Genomic DNA, 13,224 nt, shown 5'->3' on the forward strand with positions numbered 1-13,224 from the left:
AATTGTTATTTAATTCAGCTCATTGTTTTAATCTGGCGGCGGTTTTTGCCTCAATCTGCTTAAGTAGGCTGCCGCTGTTCGGGCGGATAAAATCAGCGATTTCCCACTTACCTTCGCGCCGCTGTAAAATCAGTTCTTGCTCTTCGTTGTTGCCATTGGTCAGCGTAAAGCGAACATGAATGCGGGCGGAATCGGTGGTTTTCTCCAGGACTCGAATTTCATCAACGCGTGAAAATAACGACTCTTCGCCAAAACAGATCGGATTGTCGTAAATAAATTGCCGTTCTATTGGCATATCTTCATCGGGATTGTTGGCCGTCTTGAAGGTGGTTTTATAGAAGGCATTGACCGCCTGGCGGTAAGAGTCGGAAACCACCCACGTCCACGGCCAGCTATAATCAGCAATATGTTCAAAGAGTTCGGCAACAAAGGCTTCCGGCTGTTCTTTTTGCAACGAAGCTATAGCGGCCAGTGTTTTTTCATTCTCGCTATTAACCGCTTGTAAGACGCTGCCATGATTGCTGACAATATCGTCAATGACCCAACGACCATTTTCCGCCACCATTTTCAGTGTCTGCGAGGTCTTTTCTTTATCGTCTTGAAAGATACGAAAGCGCACAATGGCATCGGCATGATCGGCGTCAGTTTGGGTTATCGCTACGCTTTCTAACACCAGATCGCCAAAATCCTGACAATCACAAACCGGATCATAATCCAGCCAGCCAATATTGCCCGGCAGCGTAAGATTGTCGTTCAGGGTAAGCGCCTGTTGAATACGCGCAGAAGTTATCGCTCGCTCTCCGGTTTCACCAAAATAAGGGGCAGTGGCATCTGATTTATAGTTCTGATAAATATGCCGGACTGTTTGTTCTACGGTCTGTGAGGGGGGCTGTGCGTGTACGGTAAAACTTGCCAGGGCTGCTAAAAACAGAAGTATTATTTTCATCTGTTTTTCACCTCTCCGTTGCGTTTATCCCGGATATAGATGAGTTGTTCTTTTAAGAGCTTCCGGCTCTGCATGATGATGTCCTTATATTTGGCATTCCTGAACAAGGAAGAGTAGCAACGGGCGGGACGCGAGGGGAATAAATGATTTCTGAAAAGTCCGGTAGCGGAACATTACCGCCACCGGGAGAATTTGCACGTTAGCCGCCGAACTGGTCAGGATCGGGACCGAGACGCTTGCCCTGATCGAGTTTTGCAATTTCGCCAAGTTCGTCTTTGTCGAGACGGAAATCCCAGACATCAAAGTTTTCGACAATGCGTGAAGGTGTGACCGATTTTGGGATCACCACCAGGCCGCTATCCAGATGCCAGCGGATAACAATCTGCGCAGGGGTTTTGCCGTATTTATCTGCCAGATCGCGAATGACTTTCTGATCGAAAACGCCTTTCCCTCCTTGCGCTAATGGGCTCCAGGATTCGGTCTGGATTTTGTGTGTCGCGTTCCAGGCATGTAGCTGGCGTTGTTGCATCAGCGGGTGAAGTTCGATCTGGTTTATCACAGGCGTCACGCCAGTTTCATCAATCAGGCGTTGCAGGTGATGGATCTGGAAGTTGCACACGCCGATGCTTTTGATTAATCCCTCTTTTTGCAATTCGATCATGCCTTTCCATGCTTTGACATAATGGTCGATAGCGGGAACGGGCCAGTGCATTAAATAGAGGTCGATATAATCAAGCTGGAGTTTTTTCAGGCTGTCGAGCAGGGCTTCGCGGGGGCGCTTGTGGTCGTCGTTCCACAGCTTAGTGGTGATGAACAGTTCTTCTCTGTTGACTGAGGCATTTTTCAGGGCTTTGCCGACACCTTCTTCGTTCTTGTAGGCCGCGGCGGTATCAATCGAGCGATAACCCACTTCTAACGCTTTTTGAATGGCGGTGATTACTTCCTCATTACTTGCTTGCCAGACGCCCAGTCCCAGCTGGGGCATGACATTGCCATCCTGTAGCTTAATAACGGTTGGATTAGCCATACGTTCCTCCTTTATATGAACTCACCGGAGCAGGCTCCGGTGAGGTGTTGTGAACTTAAGTCTGGACGAAATGCCCGAAAACGAAAGTTTGAGGCGTAAAAAGCTTAGCGGGCGGCTTCGTATATACGGCGGCTGACATCCAGCGTAATGTCATGATTTTCGCCCAGTTGGGTCATGCCGTGCTCTTCCAGTTTTTTCAGCAAAGCCGGGATGGAGCTGCCGTCCAGACCGTAGTCGGAGAGGTGGGTCAGCACGCCTAATTGCTCAAAGAAATTGCGGGTTGCGGCAATCGCGGCGTCAATACGCTCATCGTCTGAACCTTCAGTGATGTTCCAGACGCGTTCAGCATATTGCAGCAGCTTAGCGCGCTTGGTATCGCGTTTTTCATTCCACAGTGCAGGCAGGACGATAGCCAGTGTTTGCGCGTGATCCAGACCGTGCATCGCAGTCAGTTCGTGGCCCAGCATATGCGTTGCCCAGTCCTGCGGTACGCCAGCGCCGATCAAACCGTTCAGCGCCTGAGTCGCCGCCCACATGACGTTGGCGCGCACATCGTAGTTTTCTGGCTCTTTCAGGGCTTTCGGACCATCTTCGATCAGCGTCAGCAAAATGCCTTCTGCGAAACGGTCCTGAATTTTGGCATCAACCGGTTTGGTAACATACTGTTCCACGGTGTGTACAAAGGCGTCCACTACGCCGTTAGCCACCTGACGCGGCGGCAGGGTGTAGGTATAAACCGGATCGAGCACGGCAAATACGGGCTGAACATGGGCAGAATGGAACGCCTGCTTGTCGCCTGTGGTTTTACGGGAGATCACCGCGCCTGCGTTGGATTCTGAACCGGTTGCTGGCAGCGTCAGCACACAGCCCATCGGGATGGCGCTTTTAATCTCTTTACCGCCCGTTTGCAGAATGTGCCACGGATCGATATTTTCCGGATAGTTAGCCGCTGCGGCGATAAATTTGGTGCCGTCCAGTACAGAACCGCCGCCAACCGCCAGCAGGAACGTCACTTTCTGTTCGCGAACCAGTTTCACGGCGTTCATCAGCGTTTCATAAGCCGGGTTTGGTTCAATACCGCCAAATTCCAGTACGTCCATGCCTTTCAGGGCATCCAGAACTTGATCGAGAACGCCGGTTTTTTTCACGCTGCCGCCGCCGTAGGTAATCAATACGCGAGCATCGTGAGGAATTTGTTCGCGTAAACCAGCGATTGCGCCTTTACCAAACAGAATGCGGGTTGGGGTGTGCAGATTAAAGTTGTTCATTACTTGCTCCCTTTGCTGGGTCAATATGAGGGCAGAGATCGGTCTGCCTGATGTTTTTCATTGTGGTCGCCAGCGCCGTACCTCTCAATGCTCATTTCTGCCAATGTCTTGCCTATTTCTCCAGAGTGCTGGAGAAATGCTACAAAATTGCGCACAATCAAATTGCCGCATTATTCCTAAGAAATTACGCGATATGAAACGTGAAGAGATTTGCCGCTTGCTGGCGGATAAAGTTAATAAACTGAAAAATAAAGAAAATAGTTTGTCAGAGCTGTTGCCCGATGTGCGTTTGTTGTATGGCGAGACGCCTTTCGCACGCACACCGGTGATGTACGAGCCTGGCATCATAATTCTCTTTTCCGGGCATAAAATCGGTTATATCAATGAACGCGTGTTTCGTTATGATGCCAATGAATACCTGCTGCTGACGGTGCCGTTGCCGTTTGAGTGCGAAACCTATGCCACGTCAGAGGTGCCGCTGGCAGGGTTGCGTCTCAATGTCGATATTTTGCAGTTACAGGAACTGTTGATGGAAATTGGCGAAGATGAGCATTTCCAGCCGTCGATGGCAGCCAGCGGGATTAACTCTGCCACGTTATCAGAAGAGATTTTATGCGTGGCGGAGCGGTTACTCGACGTGATGGAGCGACCGCTGGATGCGCGTATTCTCGGCAAACAGATCATCCGCGAAATTCTGTACTACGTGCTGACCGGACCTTGCGGCGGCGCGTTACTGGCACTGGTCAGCCGCCAGACTCACTTCAGCCTGATTAGTCGCGTGCTGAAACGGATTGAGAATAAATACACCGAAAACCTGAGCGTCGAGCAACTGGCGGCAGAAGCCAACATGAGCGTATCGGCGTTCCACCATAATTTTAAGTCTGTCACCAGCACCTCGCCGTTGCAGTATTTGAAGAATTACCGTCTGCATAAGGCGCGGATGATGATCATCCACGACGGCATGAAGGCCAGCGCGGCGGCGATGCGCGTCGGCTATGAAAGCGCATCGCAATTTAGCCGTGAGTTTAAACGTTACTTCGGTGTGACGCCGGGGGAAGATGCGGCAAGAATGCGGGCGATGCAGGGGAATTAAATACGTTCCCGGTACAGCAACCGGGAACGGGGAAAATCGTCAGGCGTTACAGTATTTTTTTTTAATCACCACAAACAGCGTGCCCAACAAGCCAGCGGTTAACAAGGCAATTGGCAGGATCATCAGGAACGTCATTACCTGATCTTCATGTCGTTTAACGAACGGAATCATACTTAAGGCATAGCCGAAACTGGTTACCACGCTGACCCACAGCAATCCGCTTAACCAGTTGAAAAACTGGAAGCGGCGGTTTGGCAGACCGGAAATTCCCGCCATGGTTGGCAGCAGCGTACGGACAAATGCAAGAAAACGTCCAGCCAGCAGCGCCAGCAGACCGTGGCGGTCAAACATGCAGGTGGCGCGCTGGTGATATTTAGCAGGAAGCTGTGCCAGCCAGCCTTTCACCGTTTTGGTATTCCCTAACCAGCGCCCCTGAATATAACTTAGCCAGCAGCCCAGACTTGCTGCGGCGGTCAGAATCGCAATCGTAGGCAGAAAATCCATAACCCCCTGGGCAATCAATGCGCCTGCCAGTATCAACAAGCTGTCGCCTGGCAAAAATGAGGCGGGCAGCAAGCCGTTTTCTAAAAACAGCGTGGCAAACATAACAAAGTAAACAACGCTAACAATATGAGGGTCCGCCAGCGCGGCAAAGTCGTGTTGCCAGAGCGCAGCGATGATATCTTGAATAACAGCCATGGACTTTCCTGTGGAACAGCGTTTAAGCCTTTATCTGCCTATTGTACTCCTGAATCGTCCGGGACGCCTTGATCCCGGACGCAACAATTTAAGACTTTTCACAATAAAATGTCTGCAAAATTGTCCAAAAGTGGCAATGTTATACAATTCGCGCAAAACCGGCGTCCAGATCGGCAATCAGATCGTCGACATCTTCCAGACCAATATGCAGGCGAATCAAGGTCCCGCTAAAATCGATCTTGCCTTGTGGGCGAATGGCGGCGATATGTTCTGGTTGATTTGCCAGGATCAACGATTCATACCCGCCCCACGAGTAGGCCATGCTGAATAAACTGAAGTTATCCAGATAGTTCGCCAGCTCTTCATCATTGAGTTTTTTCTTAAGCACAAAGGAAAATAGCCCGCTGCTGCCTGTAAAGTCTCGTTTCCAGAATTCGTGGCCTTTACTGCCAGGCAGAGCAGGGTGGTTAACTCGCGCTACTTGGGGATGTTCTGCCAGCCATTCAGCCACTTTCAGACTGCTTTCATGATGTTGGCGCAAACGCACACCTAATGTGCGCAGGCCACGGCTGGTTATATAGGCGGTATCGGCATCGACCATCTGGCCCATCAGATAGGCATTCTCTCGCAGCTGCTCCCAGCAACGGGCATTGCACACCGCAGTGCCAATCATCGCATCTGAATGCCCAACCAGATATTTGGTGGCGGCCTGAATAGAAACATCGATGCCAAAATCCAGCGCCTTAAACAGCACACCGGCTGCCCAGGTGTTGTCGATCATAATGATGGCATCCGGGACCACACTGCGTACGGCGGCAACAATCGCCGGAACATCGTGGACTTCCATGGTGATGGAACCTGGCGATTCCAGAAACACGATTTTAGTGTTTGGCTGCAGATGCTTAACGATATCGGCACCAATCAGCGGATCAAACCACGATGTCGTTACGCCCAGTTTGCTGAGGATTTTGCTACAGAAATCCTGACTCGGTTCATAGGCGGTGTTGGTCATCAACACATGATCGCCCTGTTCGACAAAAGCAAGAATGGAATTAGCAACCGCTGCCGCCCCGCAGGGAAATAGCACACAGCCTGCGCCACCTTCCAGTTCACACATCGCTTGTTGTAAGGAGAAATGGGTTAACGTTCCACGCCGTCCATAGAACAACTCGCCATTGGCGCGATTACGTGTCGCGTGTTTTTTGGCTTCTACACTGTCAAAGACCAGCGAAGACGCGCGCTGAATCACGCTATTTACCGCACCGAGCGTGTATTTTTTGCTGCGTCCTGCATTCACCAGTTGAGTATCAAGCTTTTTGTCCGCCATGTCGGGATTCCTGTTTTTATACGTCTGGATGTCTAAACTAGCATGAATATTCGCGGGCGCATCCTGAAGAATTGGCATAAAGCAGAAAATTTTCGCAAATGGCGTGCTGGTTACTTTTTTACTGCGTAAACGCAAGGAAAAGAAAGCAAAGGTACGGCAGTATGCAAATAGTAATGAGAACGACTATCAATTCGACGTCGTTTTGATATTATTATGCACAGATTTTGTGACTTGCGTCCTGGAGATACACAGTGGGTAATAATTTAATGCAGACGGACCTCTCCGTCTGGGGTATGTATCAGCACGCCGATATTGTCGTTAAGTGCGTGATGATTGGGCTTATTTTGGCCTCCGTAGTCACCTGGGCAATCTTCTTCAGTAAGAGCGTGGAGTTCTTCAATCAGAAGCGTCGTCTTAAGCGCGAGCAGCAACTGCTGGCTGAAGCGCGTTCCTTAAACCAGGCCAACGATATCGCCGCTGATTTTGGTAGCAAAAGCTTGAGCCTGCATTTGCTCAATGAAGCGCAGAATGAGCTGGAACTGTCAGAAGGCAGCGACGATAACGAAGGTATTAAAGAACGTACCAGCTTCCGTCTGGAGCGTCGGGTCGCCGCAGTAGGTCGTCAAATGGGCCGTGGTAACGGCTATCTGGCAACCATCGGCGCGATTTCGCCGTTCGTTGGTCTGTTTGGTACGGTCTGGGGCATCATGAACAGCTTTATTGGTATCGCGCAAACGCAGACCACTAACCTGGCAGTCGTTGCGCCGGGTATTGCAGAAGCTCTGTTAGCAACGGCAATCGGCCTCGTGGCAGCGATTCCTGCGGTCGTTATCTATAACGTATTTGCACGCCAGATTGGCGGCTTTAAAGCGATGCTGGGTGATGTTGCAGCGCAGGTATTGTTGCTGCAAAGCCGTGACCTGGATCTGGAAGCCAGCGCCGCTGCGCATCCGGTTCGTGTCGCACAAAAATTACGTGCAGGATAATGTCCGATGGCGATGCATCTTAACGAAAACCTCGACGATAACGGCGAAATGCATGATATCAACGTGACGCCGTTTATCGACGTGATGTTGGTTTTGCTGATTATCTTTATGGTGGCGGCACCGTTAGCGACGGTAGATGTGAAGGTGAATTTGCCTGCTTCTACCAGCACGCCGCAGCCGCGCCCGGAAAAACCGGTTTATCTGTCGGTGAAAGCAGACAACTCGATGTTTATTGGTAACGATCCGGTCACCGATGAAACAATGATTACGGCGTTGAATGCGTTAACCGAAGGCAAGAAAGACACCACCATCTTCTTCCGTGCGGATAAAACTGTCGATTACGAGACGTTGATGAAGGTAATGGATACGCTGCATCAGGCGGGTTACCTGAAAATAGGTCTGGTCGGCGAAGAAACTGCGAAAGCGAAATAAAAATGATGCCCGGTTGCTTTTCACAACCGGGCATTTTTTTAACCTAAATGCTCGCCGCCGCAGACACCGTGCACTTCTGCGGTGACGTAGCTCGACTCCTGACTTGCCAGGTAAACATATACAGGGGCCAGCTCCGCCGGTTGCCCCGCACGCTTCATCGGCGTTTTCTGACCAAACTGCGGGATCTTATCCTGCGTTTGTCCGCCAGAAATTTGCAGTGCTGTCCAGATCGGGCCTGGCGCGACAATATTCACCCGAATACCTTTCTCCGCGACCTGTTTTGCCAGGCCACGGCTGTAGTTCAGAATTGCCGCCTTCGTAGCCGCATAGTCCAGTAAATGCGGGCTTGGCTGGTATGCCTGGATTGAGGAAGTGGTGATGATACTTGCACCTTTCGGTAGCAGGGGGATCGCTTCCTGGGTTAGCCAGAACAACGCGAAAACGTTAATGGCAAAGGTCTTTTGAAACTGTTCGCTGGTGAGGTCTGCAATATCAGGAATGGCAACCTGTTTCCCGGCTACCAGCGCCATAATATCCAGCCCGCCTAACGCCTTGTGTGCTTCGTGAACCAGCGAACGGGCGAATTTCTCATCGCTTAAATCGCCTGGCAGCAGAACGGCTTTGCGTCCGCATTCTTCAATGATCTTTTTCACATCCTGAGCGTCTTCTTCTTCCACGGGAAGATAACTGATCGCCACGTCAGCCCCTTCACGCGCGTAAGCAATGGCGGCAGCGCGACCGATTCCGGAATCGCCCCCTGTCACCAGTGCTTTACGATCTTTCAGGCGACCGCTACCAACATAGGTTTTCTCGCCGCAATCCGGTACCGGTGTCATCTTCGCCTGGATGCCTGGCGTCGGTTGTTTCTGTTTGGGATATTCACCAGTGTAATACTGCGTGGTCGGGTCTTTTAAATGAGACATCGTTTTTCTCCCTTCAGGTTCAACGTCCTTTAAGGGTAGACGCTCTCGATGCGTTGATAAGGGAACCAGGAAGATCCCTAACCCTCAGAATTATGCGACAAAGGTTTAACGTATATGTTGATTTGCTGTTGCGTGCTGTTTACTTAATTGCGATATACTGTTGCCCGTTTTAACTACACGACAGGAATGTATGGAACGTTTTCTTGAAAATGCAATGTATGCTTCTCGCTGGCTGCTTGCCCCCGTGTACTTTGGCCTTTCGCTGGCGTTAGTTGCCCTGGCGCTGAAGTTCTTCCAGGAGATTATTCACGTACTGCCGAATATCTTCTCGATGGCGGAATCAGATTTGATCCTCGTGTTGCTGTCGCTGGTGGATATGACGCTGGTTGGCGGTTTGCTGGTGATGGTGATGTTTTCCGGTTACGAGAATTTCGTCTCACAACTCGATATCTCTGAGAACAAAGAGAAGCTGAACTGGCTGGGGAAAATGGACGCAACGTCGCTGAAAAACAAAGTAGCAGCGTCGATTGTGGCAATTTCTTCCATTCACTTACTGCGCGTCTTTATGGATGCGAAAAATGTCCCTGATAACAAACTGATGTGGTACGTCATTATCCATCTGACGTTTGTGCTCTCTGCATTTGTGATGGGCTATCTTGACCGACTGACTCGTCATAATCACTGATCTGATTCGGGCGCGGTTCTCGCGCCCGTTATTAACAGGTCATTTATCGGAAGACGCCTGCCACAGATTCAGCTCTCCATCGGCGATATGCTGATCAATCTGCGCCAGCTCCTCGGTGCTAAATGTCAGATTATTCAGCGCCTGCACGTTCTCCTCAAGTTGCTCCGCGCGGCTGGCACCAATCAATACCGACGTCACTCGCTCATCTTTCAGCAACCAGCTTAACGCCATTTGCGCCATTGATTGTCCACGCTGCTGTGCCATTTCATGCAATAAGCGCAGGCTGTTGAGGTTGGCTTCGGTGAGCATTTTCGGCGTCAGACCACGAACTTTATTCCCTTCACGATGCATCCGTGAATCTTGCGGAATACCGTTGAGATATTTTCCGGTCAGCAATCCCTGAGCCAGTGGAGTAAAGGCAATGCAGCCCACGCCGTTATTTTGCAGGGTATCCAGCAGGCCGCTTTTATCCACCCAGCGGTTCAGTAAATTGTACGAAGGTTGATGAATTAACAGCGGAATTTTCCACTCGCGCAGCAACTCGACCATTTTTTGCGTCCGCTCTGGCGAGTAAGAGGAGATCCCGACATACAGCGCCTTACCGCTTTGTACCGCATGAGCCAGCGCAGAGGCGGTTTCTTCCATCGGCGTATTTTCATCGACGCGATGAGAGTAAAAGATATCGACATACTCAAGCCCCATACGCTTCAGGCTTTGGTCGAGGCTGGCGAGCAGGTATTTACGTGAGCCGCCAGAGCCATATGGGCCGGGCCACATATCGTATCCGGCTTTGGTAGAGATAATCAGTTCATCGCGATAAGCGGCAAAATCCTCGCGCAGCAGGCGACCAAAGTTCTCTTCTGCGCTTCCTGGAGGCGGCCCGTAATTGTTGGCTAAATCAAAGTGCGTAATGCCTAAATCAAACGCTTTACGCAGGATCGCACGCTGTGATTCCAGCGCGTTAACGTGACCGAAATTGTGCCATAAACCGAGCGATAACGCGGGTAGGCGTAAACCACTTTTTCCGCAATAGCGGTACTGCATCTGCCCGTAACGTTCGGGATTCGCTAACCAGACCATGACCTCTCCTTTCCACCGTTCAATTTCGAAACAATGTTTCTAGTTTAGCGATTCGCCTGCGCGTATCCCGTAGTCTGGCTCACAGAGTGACGAAAAACTGGGCAAAAACACGCGCTTATGCTTTGCTTAAAAAAACACCAGTTGAGGAGTGCAACGATGCCGCGTTTAACTGCCAAAGCTTTCCCACAAGAGTTGCTGGATTACTACGACTATTACGCTCACGGGAAAATCTCGAAACGTGAGTTCCTCAACCTTGCGGCGAAGTATGCGGTGGGCGGGATGACGGCATTAGCGCTGTTTGATTTGCTCAAGCCAAATTATGCGCTGGCGACTCAGGTAGAGTTTACCGACCCGGAAATTGTTGCAGAGTACATCACGTATCCCTCGCCAAATGGTCACGGCGAGGTACGGGGTTATCTGGTGAAGCCCGCAAAAATGAGCGGTAAAACGCCAGCCGTGGTAGTGGTGCATGAGAATCGAGGGCTGAATCCGTATATCGAAGATGTGACGCGGCGAGTGGCGAAGGAAGGGTACATCGCCCTGGCGCCAGACGGTTTAAGCTCAGTAGGTGGCTATCCTGGTAACGATGATAAAGGCCGCGAACTGCAACAGCAGGTTGATCCAACCAAACTGATGAATGATTTCTTTGCCGCAATTGAGTTTATGCAACGCTATCCGCAAGCGACAGGCAAAGTGTATATTAGCGGATTTTGCTATGGCGGGGGCGTATCGAACGCGGCAGCAGTCGCGTATCCGGAACTGGCCTGCGCGGTGCCGTTTTATGGGCGTCAGGCACCCACTGCCGATGTGGCGAAGATTGAAGCGCCTTTACTGCTCCACTACGCTGAACTGGATAGCCGAATCAACGAGGGCTGGCCCGCTTACGAGGCGGCGTTGAAAGCCAATAATAAGGTCTATGAGGCGTATATATATCCGGGGGTTAATCACGGATTCCATAATGATTCCACGCCCCGTTATGACAAATCTGCCGCCGATCTTGCCTGGCAAAGGACGCTGAAATGGTTCGATAAATATCTCTCCTGATGGGTTTATCTCTTACAGGATTACGTCTTAAACAAGCATGAAAAAATAGCGTGCGCAAATGTCGTTCTTTGCCTAAAATATCGCTATATATGACAATATATAGCGAATGAGGTGAACGATGAATAACCATTTTGGTAAAGGCTTAATGGCGGGATTAAAAGCAACGCATGCCGACAGTGCGGTTAATGTGACAAAATTCTGTGCCGATTATAAACGCGGTTTTGTATTAGGCTACTCACACCGGATGTACGAAAAGACCGGAGATCGCCAGCTTAGCGCCTGGGAAGCGGGTATTCTGACGCGCCGTTATGGACTGGATAAAGAGATGGTAATGGATTTCTTTCGTGAGAATAATTCCTGTTCTACGTTGCGCTTTTTTATGGCCGGTTATCGCCTAGAAAATTGATCAAACATACGTATTATCTTGCTTTAATTAATTACACTAATGCTTCTTCCCTTCGTTTTAGTGCCCCGCCGCAGTATCATGATATCGATAACCATAATAAATGTGTGGTAAATGGCGCATCGATCGCATTATTGATTTTGCGATTGAGGCAAAATATATGCCAGGTCTTCGCAACGGAATAACTATAAATGACTGGAGATAACACCCTCATCCATTCTCACGGCATTAACCGTCGTGATTTCATGAAGCTTTGTGCAGCATTAGCCGCCACCATGGGGTTAAGTAGCAAAGCCGCTGCAGAGATGGCCGAATCGGTTACTAACCCGCAGCGTCCGCCAGTTATCTGGATTGGCGCGCAGGAGTGCACCGGTTGTACGGAATCTCTGCTTCGTGCAACGCATCCAACGGTAGAAAACCTCGTGCTGGAGACTATCTCTCTGGAGTATCACGAAGTGCTTTCCGCCGCCTTCGGTCATCAGGTCGAAGAGAACAAACATAACGCTCTCGAGAAGTACAAAGGGCAGTATGTGTTAGTGGTGGATGGTTCCATCCCATTAAAAGATAACGGTATTTATTGCATGGTTGCCGGTGAGCCGATTGTGGATCACATCCGCAAAGCGGCGGAAGGCGCAGCAGCCATTATCGCTATCGGTTCCTGCTCTGCGTGGGGCGGTGTTGCCGCAGCTGGAGTTAACCCAACTGGCGCAGTCAGCCTGCAAGAAGTTCTACCGGGCAAAACCGTTATCAATATTCCTGGCTGCCCGCCGAACCCGCACAACTTCCTCGCGACCGTTGCGCACATCATCACTTACGGCAAACCGCCGAAACTGGATGACAAAAACCGTCCGACTTTCGCCTATGGTCGTCTGATTCACGAACACTGTGAACGTCGCCCGCACTTCGATGCTGGTCGTTTTGCCAAAGAGTTCGGTGATGAAGGTCACCGCGAAGGCTGGTGCCTGTACCACCTCGGCTGTAAAGGGCCAGAAACTTACGGCAACTGCTCAACGCTGCAATTCTGCGATGTTGGCGGCGTGTGGCCGGTAGCGATTGGTCACCCGTGCTATGGCTGTAACGAAGAAGGTATCGGCTTCCATAAAGGCATCCATCAGCTTGCCAACGTCGAAAACCAGACTCCGCGTTCACAGAAACCGGACGTTAACGCTAAAGAAGGCGGCAACGTCTCGGCAGGCGCTATTGGTTTGCTCGGCGGTGTGGTTGGGCTGGTTGCCGGTGTCAGCGTGATGGCGGTGCGTGAACTGGGTCGTCAGCAAAAGAAAGATAACGCTGACTCACGGGGAGAATAAC

The 13,224-nt window shown here is 50.7% G+C and carries 14 protein-coding genes; 7 read left to right on the top strand and 7 right to left on the bottom strand.

Annotation, left to right across the window (positions count from 1 at the left end; translation table 11 throughout):
* Nucleotides 1-19 precede the first annotated feature (19 nt).
* From HBM92_RS03650 to yqhD, 3 genes are all read right to left on the bottom strand, one after another.
* The gene (locus tag HBM92_RS03650) at nt 20-946 is read right to left on the bottom strand and encodes a YbjP/YqhG family protein (RefSeq protein ID WP_000691610.1); all 927 of its coding nucleotides are present in this window, start codon (nt 944-946) and stop codon (nt 20-22) included.
* A 199-nt stretch (nt 947-1,145) separates the two neighbouring features.
* Nucleotides 1,146-1,973 carry a 2,5-didehydrogluconate reductase DkgA gene (gene dkgA / locus HBM92_RS03655; protein ID WP_000013157.1) on the bottom strand — a complete coding sequence of 276 codons (828 nt, stop codon included), beginning with the start codon at nt 1,971-1,973 and terminating at the stop codon, nt 1,146-1,148.
* Nucleotides 1,974-2,077: 104 nt separating this feature from the next.
* Entirely contained in the window at nt 2,078-3,241 is a 1,164-nt protein-coding gene (yqhD, locus tag HBM92_RS03660; RefSeq protein WP_001058801.1) for an alcohol dehydrogenase, read from the bottom strand.
* A 193-nt stretch (nt 3,242-3,434) separates the two neighbouring features.
* Here yqhD and yqhC point away from each other — a divergent pair, with 193 nt between their 5' ends.
* Nucleotides 3,435-4,334 (top strand): DNA-binding transcriptional regulator YqhC, encoded by a 900-nt coding sequence (gene yqhC / locus HBM92_RS03665; protein ID WP_001327190.1) that lies wholly within the window; start codon nt 3,435-3,437, stop codon nt 4,332-4,334.
* 39 nt (nt 4,335-4,373) lie between these two features.
* On the opposite strand, the gene yghB is transcribed toward yqhC, so the two are convergent.
* Both yghB and metC read right to left on the bottom strand, forming a co-directional pair.
* Entirely contained in the window at nt 4,374-5,033 is a 660-nt protein-coding gene (gene yghB / locus HBM92_RS03670) for a DedA family general envelope maintenance protein YghB (RefSeq protein WP_000268419.1), read from the bottom strand.
* Nucleotides 5,034-5,172: 139 nt separating this feature from the next.
* Nucleotides 5,173-6,360 carry a cystathionine beta-lyase gene (gene metC, locus HBM92_RS03675; RefSeq protein ID WP_001314161.1) on the bottom strand — a complete coding sequence of 396 codons (1,188 nt, stop codon included), beginning with the start codon at nt 6,358-6,360 and terminating at the stop codon, nt 5,173-5,175.
* A gap of 251 nt (nt 6,361-6,611) precedes the next feature.
* Here metC and exbB point away from each other — a divergent pair, with 251 nt between their 5' ends.
* Complete coding sequence (gene exbB, locus HBM92_RS03680; RefSeq protein ID WP_000527844.1) at nt 6,612-7,346, top strand: tol-pal system-associated acyl-CoA thioesterase; 735 nt, start codon at nt 6,612-6,614, stop codon at nt 7,344-7,346.
* A 6-nt stretch (nt 7,347-7,352) separates the two neighbouring features.
* Entirely contained in the window at nt 7,353-7,778 is a 426-nt protein-coding gene (gene exbD, locus HBM92_RS03685; protein WP_001240712.1) for a TonB system transport protein ExbD, read from the top strand.
* 38 nt (nt 7,779-7,816) lie between these two features.
* Here the strand turns inward: exbD and yghA are convergent, their stop codons facing one another.
* A complete protein-coding gene (gene yghA / locus HBM92_RS03690) occupies nt 7,817-8,701 on the bottom strand; it encodes an NADP(+)-dependent aldehyde reductase (RefSeq protein ID WP_000018758.1) in 885 nt (294 codons plus the stop codon).
* Between the two features lie 190 nt (nt 8,702-8,891).
* On the opposite strand from yghA, the gene HBM92_RS03695 reads away from it, so the two are divergent.
* On the top strand, nt 8,892-9,386 hold the full coding sequence (locus HBM92_RS03695) for a TIGR00645 family protein (protein WP_000439331.1): 495 nt from the start codon (nt 8,892-8,894) through the stop codon (nt 9,384-9,386).
* A gap of 39 nt (nt 9,387-9,425) precedes the next feature.
* On the opposite strand, the gene gpr is transcribed toward HBM92_RS03695, so the two are convergent.
* Complete coding sequence (gene gpr, locus HBM92_RS03700; protein WP_000262170.1) at nt 9,426-10,466, bottom strand: L-glyceraldehyde 3-phosphate reductase; 1,041 nt, start codon at nt 10,464-10,466, stop codon at nt 9,426-9,428.
* 156 nt (nt 10,467-10,622) lie between these two features.
* Between gpr and yghX the strand changes: the two genes are divergently transcribed.
* From yghX to hybO, 3 genes are all read left to right on the top strand, one after another.
* Nucleotides 10,623-11,510, top strand: coding sequence for a YghX family hydrolase (gene yghX / locus HBM92_RS03705; RefSeq protein WP_001443212.1), 888 nt, complete (start codon nt 10,623-10,625; stop codon nt 11,508-11,510).
* 118 nt (nt 11,511-11,628) lie between these two features.
* Nucleotides 11,629-11,916 carry a DUF2623 family protein YghW gene (yghW, locus tag HBM92_RS03710; protein ID WP_001059136.1) on the top strand — a complete coding sequence of 96 codons (288 nt, stop codon included), beginning with the start codon at nt 11,629-11,631 and terminating at the stop codon, nt 11,914-11,916.
* Nucleotides 11,917-12,104: 188 nt separating this feature from the next.
* Nucleotides 12,105-13,223, top strand: coding sequence for a hydrogenase 2 small subunit (gene hybO / locus HBM92_RS03715; protein WP_000145410.1), 1,119 nt, complete (start codon nt 12,105-12,107; stop codon nt 13,221-13,223).
* The last annotated feature ends 1 nt before the right edge of the window (nt 13,224 follow it).

The sequence above is a fragment of the Escherichia sp. E.sYA108 genome (assembly GCF_011754335.1).
GTDB classification, from domain to species: domain Bacteria; phylum Pseudomonadota; class Gammaproteobacteria; order Enterobacterales; family Enterobacteriaceae; genus Escherichia; species Escherichia coli.

Excerpts from the sequence above, each read along its gene's own strand:
- HBM92_RS03650 (WP_000691610.1), bottom strand. The coding sequence starts at position 946 with ATGAAAATAATACTTCTGTTTTTAGCAGCCCTGGCAAGTTTTACCGTA.
- dkgA (WP_000013157.1), bottom strand. The coding sequence starts at position 1,973 with ATGGCTAATCCAACCGTTATTAAGCTACAGGATGGCAATGTCATGCCC.
- yqhD (WP_001058801.1), bottom strand. The coding sequence starts at position 3,241 with ATGAACAACTTTAATCTGCACACCCCAACCCGCATTCTGTTTGGTAAA.
- yqhC (WP_001327190.1), top strand. The coding sequence starts at position 3,435 with ATGAAACGTGAAGAGATTTGCCGCTTGCTGGCGGATAAAGTTAATAAA.
- yghB (WP_000268419.1), bottom strand. The coding sequence starts at position 5,033 with ATGGCTGTTATTCAAGATATCATCGCTGCGCTCTGGCAACACGACTTT.
- metC (WP_001314161.1), bottom strand. The coding sequence starts at position 6,360 with ATGGCGGACAAAAAGCTTGATACTCAACTGGTGAATGCAGGACGCAGC.
- exbD (WP_001240712.1), top strand. The coding sequence starts at position 7,353 with ATGGCGATGCATCTTAACGAAAACCTCGACGATAACGGCGAAATGCAT.
- yghA (WP_000018758.1), bottom strand. The coding sequence starts at position 8,701 with ATGTCTCATTTAAAAGACCCGACCACGCAGTATTACACTGGTGAATAT.
- HBM92_RS03695 (WP_000439331.1), top strand. The coding sequence starts at position 8,892 with ATGGAACGTTTTCTTGAAAATGCAATGTATGCTTCTCGCTGGCTGCTT.
- gpr (WP_000262170.1), bottom strand. The coding sequence starts at position 10,466 with ATGGTCTGGTTAGCGAATCCCGAACGTTACGGGCAGATGCAGTACCGC.
- yghX (WP_001443212.1), top strand. The coding sequence starts at position 10,623 with ATGCCGCGTTTAACTGCCAAAGCTTTCCCACAAGAGTTGCTGGATTAC.
- yghW (WP_001059136.1), top strand. The coding sequence starts at position 11,629 with ATGAATAACCATTTTGGTAAAGGCTTAATGGCGGGATTAAAAGCAACG.
- hybO (WP_000145410.1), top strand. The coding sequence starts at position 12,105 with ATGACTGGAGATAACACCCTCATCCATTCTCACGGCATTAACCGTCGT.